At 46.6% G+C, this 12,008-nt stretch carries 9 protein-coding genes and 2 pseudogenes; all 11 read left to right on the top strand.

The annotated features are described in order from the left end of the window. Entirely contained in the window at window positions 1–1,218 is a 1,218-nt protein-coding gene (locus ACLQ6D_RS01300) for a sulfotransferase family protein (RefSeq protein WP_411725440.1), read from the top strand. Between the two features lie 84 nt (window positions 1,219–1,302). Further along, window positions 1,303–1,671, top strand: a pseudogene (locus tag ACLQ6D_RS01295) (lysozyme inhibitor LprI family protein). A gap of 111 nt (window positions 1,672–1,782) precedes the next feature. Continuing rightward, window positions 1,783–3,369 (top strand): peptide chain release factor 3, encoded by a 1,587-nt coding sequence (locus ACLQ6D_RS01290; RefSeq protein WP_411725439.1) that lies wholly within the window; start codon window positions 1,783–1,785, stop codon window positions 3,367–3,369. Between the two features lie 338 nt (window positions 3,370–3,707). Then, complete coding sequence (gene hxlA / locus ACLQ6D_RS01285) at window positions 3,708–4,349, top strand: 3-hexulose-6-phosphate synthase (protein ID WP_411725438.1); 642 nt, start codon at window positions 3,708–3,710, stop codon at window positions 4,347–4,349. 12 nt (window positions 4,350–4,361) lie between these two features. Next, window positions 4,362–4,895, top strand: coding sequence for a 6-phospho-3-hexuloisomerase (gene hxlB / locus ACLQ6D_RS01280; RefSeq protein WP_411725436.1), 534 nt, complete (start codon window positions 4,362–4,364; stop codon window positions 4,893–4,895). A 133-nt stretch (window positions 4,896–5,028) separates the two neighbouring features. After that, window positions 5,029–7,023, top strand: coding sequence for a transketolase (gene tkt / locus ACLQ6D_RS01275; protein ID WP_411725435.1), 1,995 nt, complete (start codon window positions 5,029–5,031; stop codon window positions 7,021–7,023). Between the two features lie 122 nt (window positions 7,024–7,145). Further along, window positions 7,146–7,820, top strand: a complete 675-nt coding sequence (locus ACLQ6D_RS01270; RefSeq protein ID WP_411725434.1) for a hypothetical protein — start codon at window positions 7,146–7,148, stop codon at window positions 7,818–7,820. A 3-nt stretch (window positions 7,821–7,823) separates the two neighbouring features. Next, window positions 7,824–9,074: a hypothetical protein gene (locus ACLQ6D_RS01265; RefSeq protein WP_411725433.1), complete on the top strand. Its 1,251-nt coding sequence runs from the start codon at window positions 7,824–7,826 to the stop codon at window positions 9,072–9,074. A gap of 173 nt (window positions 9,075–9,247) precedes the next feature. Beyond that, window positions 9,248–10,252: a transaldolase gene (locus tag ACLQ6D_RS01260; RefSeq protein WP_411725432.1), complete on the top strand. Its 1,005-nt coding sequence runs from the start codon at window positions 9,248–9,250 to the stop codon at window positions 10,250–10,252. Between the two features lie 105 nt (window positions 10,253–10,357). Then, window positions 10,358–11,437, top strand: coding sequence for a class II fructose-bisphosphate aldolase (fbaA, locus tag ACLQ6D_RS01255; RefSeq protein ID WP_411725431.1), 1,080 nt, complete (start codon window positions 10,358–10,360; stop codon window positions 11,435–11,437). Window positions 11,438–11,510: 73 nt separating this feature from the next. Beyond that, window positions 11,511–11,615: pseudogene (locus tag ACLQ6D_RS01250) on the top strand (transposase); the annotation flags it as partial. Window positions 11,616–12,008 lie beyond the last annotated feature (393 nt).

Raw genomic sequence — 12,008 nt, 5'->3', positions numbered from 1 at the left:
GTGCTTGATCGTAACCAACCTGTATTTATTGTGGGGGCGCCACGTACCGGCTCATCGTTTGTCTGTGAAGCTTTGATTCGGGGGGCGGGTTTGGTCGGCGGGGCGGAAGGCCATATCTTGCCCTTGTTGGTTGATCTGGATGCTCAGGTGGCGGGCTATTACCAGTTGATGCGAAACATGGGGATGCTTGCTATTCCGGGAAATACGGTCGCTCAAATTGATGAGATGGATTTGCGTGGCAAGGTGGCAGAGATTTTTCGGCTATATTACCAGAATATCTATGGCACAGGTCGCTGGGTGGATAAAACCGTCAACGTTGGCATGATTGAGGCTTTGCCGAGATTATTAGAGATTTTTCCACATAGTCGAGTCATTTATCTAAAGCGAAATGGCATCCGTAATGTAATTTCGGCTGTCAAATATTTTGACGTGGATTTTGAGCAGTGTTGTCGCAATTGGGCGCAGTGCGGAGAAGCTTGGGGGCGCATACGTACCGGGCTACCGCAAGAGCGGATTGTCGAAATTGAGCATGAGCAATTGGTCGAGACGCCATCAGAAGTGGCCGGTCTGTTGGCGAAACATTTATTGCTTTCCAGTGAGGCAAGAAAAGAGCTATTGCGTTTTATGGTGATTGCTGCGTGTGAGTGGAAAAGCAGCACTAATGCTGAATTTACGCTGGAGACGGCGGGATGGGCGGATGATCAGCGCGCCATGTTTATCAAGATTTGCGGCAATCAAATGGTTCGGCAAGGTTATTTGTCTGAGCTGGAGCTTGATGCGTTTCGTTCCCGATACCGCCGTTCGGATAGATATGAGATTTCGCCTAGTGCCGCGAAGGTATTACAGGCAGAGAGCGCTTATTCTGTAGCCGTTCGAGAAGGTCAGTTATGGTTGGTTCCTGGAAGATCAGGTGCCACGGTTGTTATGTTTGAGCAGCTGGATGTAGCCGGGATGTCTGTGCTGTCAATGTGTATTGGGGTGTCTAGTCCTATTTCGCAGGGCGTGAGGTTCGAGTTTATTGGGATTGATTGTAGTAATGGCGAGTTAGTCACGAGCCGGCAGTTTGAGTTGGCGGCACTGCAGCAGCAGGACATTGTGCTGGAAATTAAGCCTCATACCGAACAATTGGATTTGGTGATCAGGGTTGTGCGTGGCCGTGACGCCCGAAAAAATGATCACTCTTGGAGTTTTGTGAAAGACGTGCTCGTGTCGTCGTGATGAAAGAATGTGAGAAAGCCATGAGTGAACATAAATGCCCAGTTTGTGGGAATTCGCAGAGTGTCTTTGCTTTGTGCGAAGTCAATGGGTTTTCGGTATACGGCTGCAAGGTCTGTGGTGCGGATCATGTCTTCCCCTAGTGTTTCTGCCGCTGAGGATGCTCCCGGCATTCAATGCAATTACAGTGGCAATCAACAGGAAATGAACGCCTGCGCTGTCAGGGACTTCAAAGCTGCAGACAGATCATTGAATGATAAATACAAAAAATCATGCTTTCACGTACACCAAAGAAACAGCAACTTCTTAGACTAGAGCAGCGCATGGCTCAAACAAAGAGATCCCAAATGCAAAGAGGAAGCAAGGCTATCTGAGGGTGGGTCAATATGGCCGCTTGAGTTTTTTGGCTGCCTTTATTCAATCACTAAGCAACGCGCTGAGGCACTAGGCCAATAGCAGTCTCCGCCAAATAATGCCTAATCATTCAGTCAAGCGGGACGCACTACCGTGTGCCCCTTACATTCAACGATATGTACCTTATAAGGGTAAATATTTTTCATACTACATATGTCACAAACAGAAATAACTTCAGAATCAAAACGGCGGCGCACGTTTGCCATCATTTCCCACCCCGATGCGGGGAAAACCACACTGACAGAAAAACTGTTGCTGTTTGGGGGGGCTATTCAGCTTGCCGGTTCGGTAAAGGGACGGAAAGCGGCCCGCCATGCGACATCGGACTGGATGGAGATGGAAAAGGAACGTGGCATTTCGGTGACCACTTCGGTCATGCAGTTTGAGCATAAAGGCTGTATCGTGAATTTGCTGGATACGCCTGGGCATGAAGATTTTTCTGAAGATACTTACCGCACCCTCACGGCGGTCGATTCGGCGTTGATGGTGATTGATGTTGCCAAGGGCGTCGAAGAGCGGACTATTAACCTGATGGAAGTCTGCCGTTTGCGGGCTACGCCCATCCTTACGTTCATCAATAAGCTGGATAGGGAGGGGAAGGAACCTATTGAATTGATGGATGAGGTGGAAAGTGTCCTGAATATAAAGTGTGCGCCCATGACTTGGCCGATAGGCATGGGCAAGCGTTTCAAAGGTGTGTACCATTTATATAAAGACGAAATTCATCTGTTCAGCGCCCAGCATGGTGGACGTATAGCTGCCGCTGAAGTCATTAAAGGCTTGGATAATCCAAAACTGGACGAGTTGCTGAAAGACCAGGCCGACGAACTCAGGGACGAGATTGATTTGGTCAAAGGTGCGAGCCATGAATTCGATCATTTCGACTATTTGGCAGGTAAGCTGACGCCTGTGTTTTTCGGTTCTGCGATCAACAATTTCGGGATTCTGGAATTGTTGGACGCTTTTGCCGAATTTGCGCCATCGCCCAGGCCAAGACAGGCGGAACAACGATCTGTTGCACCGGAAGAAGACAAGTTCACCGGTTTTGTTTTCAAGGTTCAGGCCAACATGGATCCCGCACACCGGGACAGGGTTGCATTTTTGCGGGTATGCTCGGGCAAATTCGATAAGGGCATGAAGATCAATCACGTCCGTATTGGCAAGCAAATTCAAGTCAGCAATGCCATTACTTTTCAAGCGGACACCAGAAAGAATGTCGAGGAAGCCTATCCCGGTGATATTATCGGCCTTCATAATCACGGTACGATTCAGGTCGGCGATACGTTTACGCAAGGCGAAACCCTGAAGTATGGTGGAATCCCTTATTTTGCCCCGGAACTGTTCCGGCGTGTTGTATTAAAAGATCCTTTGCGGGCGAAAGCCTTACAGAAAGGTTTGGTACAGTTGACCGAAGAAGGTGCGACCCAATTATTCAAGCCACTAAAAAATAATGACCTTATATTGGGAGCCGTAGGCATTTTGCAGTTTGATGTGACGGCGTACCGACTAAAAGCTGAGTACAATGTAGAATGCGTTTATGGCAATGTGGCTATTTCTACGGTGCGTTGGGTGAGTTCAGGCAAATCCGCCAAACTCGAAGAATTTAAGGGCAGGGCATTTGAGAGCTTGGCAGAAGACGGGAGTGGTTATCTAGTTTATCTGGCGACTAGCCGGGTCAATCTGCAACTCACCGAAGAACGCTGGCCGGATATTAAATTCAGCGCTACGCGAGAATTATAATTATCCCTAACAGGATATTGAAAGGTGGAGTGGCCTTTGTTTTGATATATAATGGAGTCGTAATCTTTAGCAGTTTGAGGATTTTTTCGTTATCCTCATGCGGTCTTGATCGGACGAAGGTAGCGGCTAGTCGATACCCCCCTCTTTAATCCCGACTGACAGAAGTATTTACGGTCATTGAACAGGCAATTATTTTGCTTATTGGATAACCGTATTTACTGTTGAGTCGTAGTGGTATTGAGCATTGGGCATTGACATCTGTCCCCTTTCTACTTTAAAGTTACCGCCGCATAACGAATATGTAAGCGACTATTATTATAACCTTCGGAGCACGTACCATGGCAAAACCATTAATACAAATGGCATTAGATTCTTTAGATTTCGATCAAACAGTAGGGCTTGCTACCCAAGTAGCTCCTTATGTTGACATTTTTGAAATCGGGACTCCTTGCATTAAACACAACGGTGTTAACCTCGTAAGAGAATTGCGGGCAAGATTTCCAGATAAACTGATTCTTGTTGACCTGAAAACAATGGACGCTGGCGAATATGAAGCCACGCCTTTTTATGCGGCAGGTGCCGATATCTGCACAGTACTCGGCGTGTCCGGTATTGCAACCATTGCTGGCTTTGTCAAAGCAGCAAATGCACATGGTGCAGAAGCCCAAGTCGACCTTATCAATGTTGATGACAAAATAGGCTGTGCAAGAGCGTGTTCTGACATTGGCGCACACATTGTGGGTGTCCATACCGGACTAGACGCGCAAGCTGCCGGTCATTCCCCATTCGTGGATTTGAATGATATAGCTAAATTAGGCCTGAATGTCAGGATTTCAGTCGCTGGCGGAATCAAGCAATCAACAGCCCAAGATGTCGTCCATGCTGGCGCGAACATTATTGTTGTTGGTGCGGCAATCTACGGTGCGCCATCGCCTGCAGAAGCAGCCCGTGAGATTCGTGAATTGGTTGATGCTGCATAACAAGGGACTCGTATGCATCAGAAACTTATCATAGATAAAATATCAAGCATCCTGGATGCGACCGACAGGTCGCATGATGCCAAGCTGACAGAGATGCTTGATAGCGCAAGGCGTATATTTATAGCTGGTGCAGGGCGTTCCAAGCTGGTCGGCAATTTTTTTGCGATGCGGTTGGTGCATGGTGGCTATGATGTCAGCGTTGTCGGCGAAATTGTGACGCCAAGCATCAAGGGCGGGGATTTGTTGGTCATAATCTCAGGTTCTGGTGAAACCGAGCAATTGATCGCCTTTACCAAAAGTGCAAAAAAGGTAGGTGCCAAGATTGTTTTGGTCTCCGCCAAAAGTAGCTCGACGATCGGTGATATGGCTGATGCTGTGTTTGCCGTTGGTAGTCCCGACCAATATGGAAAAGTGGTAGGCATGCCAATGGGTACGGTTTTCGAACTGTCCACCTTAATTTTTTTGGAAGCCATTATTTCGCACATAATACATGAGAAAGGGATCGCCGAAGAGGTGATGAGGGAAAGGCACGCCAATTTGGAATAACCCATTGATTTTATGAATGAATGGCGATGACTATTCGTTCGTATTTTGCGTGGGTCAAATAACAAGAAATCTGATGTGGCTAGCCTGGCAAACGTGAAGGCCGCACTAAGAAAAATTATAACGGGAGATTACTATGACTTCGCGTCGTGAACTAGCGAACGCCATACGCGCTTTGAGCATGGATGCCGTTCAAAAAGCAAATTCTGGACATCCAGGCGCACCCATGGGTATGGCGGATATAGCCGAAGTGCTGTGGAATGACCACATGCGGCACAATCCGGTCAACCCCAAGTGGGCCAACCGTGACCGCTTTGTCCTGTCCAATGGGCATGGTTCGATGTTGATTTATTCACTATTGCATCTGACTGGTTATGAACTTCCCATCGAAGAACTAAAAAATTTCCGTCAATTGCATTCCAAAACGCCAGGCCACCCTGAGTATGGCTATGCGCCCGGTATCGAAACCACCACGGGGCCCCTCGGTCAAGGAATCACGAACGCGGTTGGAATGGCAATAGCCGAAAAGGCGTTGGCTGCCCATTTTAATAAAGACGGCCACAAAATCGTTGATCATAAAACCTATGTGTTCCTGGGTGACGGTTGCTTGATGGAAGGTATCTCCCACGAAGCCTGTTCACTGGCCGGAACACTGGGTTTAGGTAACTTGATAGCGTTCTGGGATGATAATGGTATCTCCATCGACGGGCATGTAGAAGGCTGGTTCACCGACAATACGCCTAAGCGCTTTGAGGCTTATGGCTGGCATGTAATGGCCGATGTCGATGGCCATGACGCAAATGCTGTAGCCAAGGCCATTGAAATGGCTAAGGCGATGACCGACATGCCTACAATGATTTGCTGCAAAACCACAATTGGTTTTGGTTCACCCAATAAGGCAGGCACCCATGCGTGTCATGGTGCCGCGCTTGGGGATGCTGAAATTAACTTGACTAAAGCGGCGCTAGGTTGGGATCATGGCGCATTTGAAATTCCAGGTCATGTCTATGCCGGATGGGATGCAAAGGCAAAAGGCGCAAAGTCTGAACAAGACTGGAATACTAAGTTTGCCGCGTATAAATCCGCTTATCCTGAATTGGCGGCGGAATTTGAACGGCGTATGAACGGTGATTTGCCTAAAAATTGGTCTGTGGATGCGGATACATTTATCAATGCTGTGAATGACGAGGCAAAAACGACCTCGACTAGGCTTTCTTCACTCGCTTCGATTGAGGGTTACGCAAAACTGCTCCCGGAACTTTTTGGCGGTTCGGCTGATCTGGGTACGTCCAATATGACGGAATGGTCAGGCCACAAGCCGATGCGGGCAAACAGGCCTGATGCCAATTACGTCAATTATGGTGTCCGCGAATTTGGGATGTCTGCCATTCTGAACGGCCTTACACTACATGGCGGCCTGATTCCCTTTGGCGCTACATTTTTAATGTTCTCAGAGTATGCCCGAAATGCTTTGCGTATGGCGTCTTTGATGAAAATCCGTTCCATTTTTGTCTATACGCATGATTCTATTGGGCTTGGAGAAGATGGCCCTACCCATCAACCCGTAGAGCAGACTGCCACCTTGCGGTTGATTCCCAATATCCAGGTATGGCGTCCCTGTGATGCAGTGGAGACAGCAGCTTCATGGAGGGCGGCAATAGAGCGTAAGGATGGGCCTACCATTCTGGTTTTCTCTCGCCAGAATTTGCCACATGTGCCTCGTACACAGGAGCAAATAAAAGCCATTTATCGAGGAGGATACATCCTGAAAGACTGTAATGGCACACCTGAAGCAATCATCATTGCCACAGGCTCGGAAGTGGAACTGGCATTAAAAGCGGCAGATGAATTGGCGGCAAAGGGCAAAAAAATCCGTGTTGTCTCCATGCCATCGACAAACTTGTTTGATGCCCAAGATGAAGCCTACCGTGAATCTGTATTGCCTTCTGCGGTCAGCAAACGTGTCGCTGTGGAAGCGGGCGTAACGGATGGATGGTGGAAGTACGTGGGTACAAATGGCAAAATTGTTGGATTAAACCGATTTGGCGAATCTGCGCCTGCAGGAGCGCTTTTCAAGGAGTTTGGTTTTACAGTTGAAAATGTGGTTAAACATGTGGAAGCGGTTCTTTAATCACAACAAGACAAGGCTTTAAATAATTGCATACAACGGACAGAATGCCTTAGTGGTTGAATTAAGTTGGTTTAACGTTCTAAGGCTCCTGTCTATTTATTACGACTCATAGGGTGAACAGCGTGAAAAATAATGATTTGACCAAAAGTGTATTTGCAGCACTACTGCTGGTTAGTACCGTAGTGGGTGCAGAAGATAAATATCCGGCATCTGATTTTCAACCCAAAGTGGTTTATCAGGATGAAGATGCCGCAAAGCAGGCTGAAAGCAGCGCAACAGCGGGATCTACTTCCTCGTCGGCATCGAGTAGTGGCGATTCCCAATATCCTGCCGCAAACTTCGAGCCTAAAGTTCTATATTCTGACGCAGAATACAAGCACACAGGTTCATCAAGCCCCAGTTCGGCCTCGTCATCTAGCGACGATTCTAGCGCTTCCTCAAGTGCTGCGTCTGCGGCTCCAAAAAACGGGTCATCGGCAGGCTATTTGCTTGGTTTAATCGTATTGGCCGTGGCTGGGTACGTACTGTTCAAGAAGGGATCTGCTGTGGTAGCAGCGGCGGCCGGACAAAAAAGTAGTGCCTCTAGTGCTGCAAAAAGCCCAGGCGGACTTACGGGTGTGGCTAAATATGTGCTTAAAACTTCTGGAACTGGTGTAACAAGGTATTTAGAAAAAAAGGCACCTGCTGCATCCGCGACTGGCGTAGCAAAATATCTTGCAAGTCAAGTTTCATCAGCTAAATCGACTGCAAGCCAAGCCGCTACAGGTGTTGAAAAATACATGCGTAACAAGGGGTAATAGATGAATCAACAAAACTTTGGCGGGGCAGTTATTCCTGCAATGACTGGCTTTTTTATATTTGGAAAACGAGCCAAAGTCCAGGAGATTCAACAAGACAAGCCACAACAATTACCGATGGTTGTAAAAGCTGAGCCGAAGGGTCTTACGGGTGTTGCCAGATATTTGGTATCGACACCTTTGGTTACAAGTGTTGCTAAGTACATGAAAAAAAAAGAAAAGCAACCCATGACCAGCGTGGCAAAATATGTATTGCGGCAATCTATATCTGAGAGAAACGCACCAGCGCCAACGGGTGTATCCAAATATCTTGCCAAAGCGGCTAAAGAAGCGCCTGTCCGTAAAAAGACAGGTGTTGATAAATATTTAGCCAATCAAGATTTGGCTGCTAGAAATTTTGCTGCGTTAACCGGGGTTGCAAGGTATGAGGCGGAACAGGACTTATTGGTTAGAAAAAAGGTTGCGGTTGCTATGATCCAAAAATACCGGGATGAAGAGGAAGCGGCGGCTAGCACCGCAAGGGAAGCTGCCGAAGCCGCTTATGAGGCCACAAGGTATTCGTCGGTACATAACGAACAAGAAGATCATGAGGAAGAAGCGTCCGCCACAACTCGTGTAGGCCGTTATTTACAAGAACAGGTAGAATTGTCAAAAAAAAGACCTAAAGCCACAGGAGTGTCCAAATATCTAGCCAAAAAGATAGCTTTGGATAGCCAAAAACCCCCTATCAGCAAAGTTGGTAGATATCTGCGTGAACAATCAGTGATGCTGACTAAAAAACCGAATCCTACTGGCGTGGCCAAGTATTTGTCGAAACATCCATCGGTTGCAACAACCTCTGCACCTAATGGAAAACTTGTGCAAAGTGGCGTAGCCCGGTATTTATCAGCACAGGCAGTGATTGACAGCAACAAACCGGTTCTGTCAGGTGTAGCCAAATATATGGATAAACATACACAGCTAGACAAGGGTGCAGTTAAACTGCTCGGTCATAGTAGGAGTGCCCAAGAACAAGTGGTAGCAAGTGCTGAGGTTGAAAAGTGCTTGGAAGGTGAGTTTATCCCAGCAAATGACTTTGCTTCCGCAACTGGCGTTTCAAGGTATCTTGAAAAGCAGGGCGCTGTCGTTACCGTAGCAAAGGAAAGTATAACAGGTGTGTCACGGTATCTTGAGAAACAAGTAGGATCGGTAAAGCAATCGTTAATATCAGTACCCACAGGTGTTGATCGATATTTGTTGAGCAGGGCTTTTTAAAATAGGCTGGTTTACTAGCTAAGCCCATGATTGAGCGGACTTAGGCATTGAAGATGCGTGAAAACAAACTGTAACTTAAGTTGTGTTGACACCCTGCAATCTTCACTTTTGTATGGTTCTGTGGTAGCATCTTATCCCCAAAAAGAATTCTAACTTTATGAAAGGTACAAATTATGGCAAAGAATTTACTTGAACAACTCAGAGAAATGACTGTTGTTGTGTCCGATACTGGCGATTTACAAGCCATTGAAACTTTCAAACCACAAGACGCAACCACTAACCCATCGCTGATTACTGCGGCGGCGCAGATGCCCCAGTACCAAGATATTGTTGATGATACGCTGAAAGCTGCCAGAAACAAGCTCGGAAATGATGCAACATCCGCACAAGTCGCTTCCTTGGCGTTTGACCGCTTGGCTGTCTCTTTCGGCCTGAAAATACTTGAAATTATTCCAGGCCGCGTTTCAACAGAAGTGGACGCGAGGCTTTCTTATGATACAGCAGCAACGATCGCAAAAGGCCGCGAATTAATTGCCCAATATCAGGAGAAAGGCATTTCCAAAGAGCGTGTGCTGATAAAAATTGCATCAACTTGGGAAGGCATTCAAGCGGCGGCAGTATTGGAAAAAGAAGGTATCCACTGTAACCTGACCTTATTGTTTGGCCTACACCAAGCAATCGCGTGTGCAGAAAACGGCATCACCTTGATTTCTCCTTTTGTTGGACGTATCTTGGACTGGTATAAAAAAGATACGGGCCGCGATTCGTATCCGTCTGCAGAAGATCCAGGCGTTCTTTCAGTGACCGAGCTTTACAATTACTATAAAAAATTCGGCTACAAGACTGAAGTTATGGGCGCGAGCTTCCGTAATATCGGCGAAATCACCGAACTTGCTGGTGTTGATTTATTGACGATTGCCCCATCCTTATTGGCAGAATTGCAGTCAACAGAAGGTGAATTGCCACGTAAATTGGATCCACAAACGGCAGCGCAAGCGCCTATCGAAAAAATCACGATGGATAAGGCCACATTCGACAGTATGCACAAAGAAAACCGGATGGCTTCTGACAAGTTGTCTGAAGGTATCTTGGGTTTCGAGAAGGCATTGGAATCTCTTGAAGAATTGCTGTCAGCACGGCTTGCCAAACTTGAGCACGAAGAATCCGTTCCTGCGTGAAGGATAGTTAGCGCTTATACCTAACTTCTTGTTTGTCCAAAAACATTATCGCTCCGGCACTGTGTGTCGGGGCGTTTTTAATTTATACCCACTCGAATAATTGCTATGTCACAGAAAATTTTAGATGTTGTTAAACCCGGCGTTGTAACCGGTGAAGATGTGCAGAAAGTCTTTGCAATCTGCAAAGAAAATAGTTTTGCGTTGCCTGCTGTCAACGTCATCAACACGGATACCATCAATACCGTATTAGAAGCGGCGGCCAAAGTTAAATCCCCTGTCATTATCCAGTTCTCAAACGGTGGCGCACAATTTTATGCCGGTAAAGGACTGAAGCTGGAAGGCCAACAAAATGCTATTTTAGGCGCGATTTCCGGTGCCCAGCATGTCCATATCATGGCTGTACATTATGGCGTACCTGTCATCCTTCATACCGACCATGCGGCAAAAAAACTGCTCCCTTGGATTGACGGTTTGCTGGATGCTGGCGAAAAGCATTTTGCCAATACCGGAAAACCGCTGTTCAGTTCACACATGCTGGACTTGTCTGAAGAAAGCCTGAAAGAAAATATTGAGACTTGCGGACACTACCTAAAGCGCATGTCCAAGATGGATATGACCCTAGAAATTGAATTAGGTGTGACGGGTGGGGAGGAAGATGGCGTTGACAATAGCGGCATGGATCATTCCTTACTGTATACCCAACCCGAAGATGTAGCTTATTCATACGAAGAACTGAGCAAAATCAGCCATCGTTTTACGATTGCGGCTTCTTTTGGGAATGTGCACGGTGTTTACATGCCGGGGAATGTCAAGTTAACTCCGACCATCTTGGCAAATTCCCAAAAATATGTTTCAGAAAAGTATGGATTGGCTAGAAACACCTTGAACTTTGTTTTCCACGGCGGTTCAGGTTCAACCCCAGAAGAGATCAAAGCATCCATCAGCTATGGCGTAGTCAAAATGAATATAGACACCGATACCCAATGGGCGACCTGGGCGGCGGTGATGGAATACTACAAGAAAAATGAGGGTTATTTACAAGGCCAAATCGGCAACCCTGAAGGCGCCGATAAGCCCAATAAAAAATACTATGACCCGCGTGCTTGGCAACGTGCAGGTGAGGTTGGTATGGTGGCCCGTTTGGAGCAAGCATTCCAAGAATTGAATTCAGTCGGTTCCTTGTAACTCAGGTTTGGTTATCCCATAAAAAACCGGCCATAGTGCCGATTTTTTTATGAACTGAGAAGAAGGAGGGATTATGGAATACAGCTATGGAAGCCACACTGTTTTTAAGATTCCATATCATTTTGTGTTTGTCACGAAGTATCGCTATGAGGTTCTGAAAGGAGACGATGCTTTTAAAAAAGGAGGCCTGAACTTAACGGGTCTTACGACCTGTATCCGGACTTAGCCCTAAATATAAACCTACCAGCTTTAGCTGGTGGTTGTTTAGTTGTTCATAAATTATTATTTCGAAAAACTAGCCATAAAAACAGGTAGATTTTGTTGTCATTAAGAATCCCCTAAACCCTGCGCGGTCTGCAAAAATCAAGAGTGGAAACTGACTAAAAGTAAACTGGGATAACTGATGCTAACCACAGAAACTTAAATATTTCTTAAATAAACAAGTAGAGACCTTTGCACGGATAACAAAAACCCCGGCTGAATGGTGTGTGCCAATTTTTTCGAATGGGTATAGCCCCCTAATAGGCAATACTCGGCTGAAATACGCATTTAGTACGCCATTTTTCATAAA

It is taken from the genome of Methyloglobulus sp., assembly GCF_046714055.1.
GTDB lineage: Bacteria > Pseudomonadota > Gammaproteobacteria > Methylococcales > Methylomonadaceae > Methyloglobulus.
The sequence above is the reverse complement of the archived record's forward strand: the minus strand, read 5'-3'. Positions and strand labels throughout refer to the sequence as shown.

Excerpts from the sequence above, each read along its gene's own strand:
- ACLQ6D_RS01290 (WP_411725439.1), top strand. The coding sequence starts at position 1,783 with ATGTCACAAACAGAAATAACTTCAGAATCAAAACGGCGGCGCACGTTT.
- hxlA (WP_411725438.1), top strand. The coding sequence starts at position 3,708 with ATGGCAAAACCATTAATACAAATGGCATTAGATTCTTTAGATTTCGAT.
- hxlB (WP_411725436.1), top strand. The coding sequence starts at position 4,362 with ATGCATCAGAAACTTATCATAGATAAAATATCAAGCATCCTGGATGCG.
- tkt (WP_411725435.1), top strand. The coding sequence starts at position 5,029 with ATGACTTCGCGTCGTGAACTAGCGAACGCCATACGCGCTTTGAGCATG.
- ACLQ6D_RS01265 (WP_411725433.1), top strand. The coding sequence starts at position 7,824 with ATGAATCAACAAAACTTTGGCGGGGCAGTTATTCCTGCAATGACTGGC.
- ACLQ6D_RS01260 (WP_411725432.1), top strand. The coding sequence starts at position 9,248 with ATGGCAAAGAATTTACTTGAACAACTCAGAGAAATGACTGTTGTTGTG.
- fbaA (WP_411725431.1), top strand. The coding sequence starts at position 10,358 with ATGTCACAGAAAATTTTAGATGTTGTTAAACCCGGCGTTGTAACCGGT.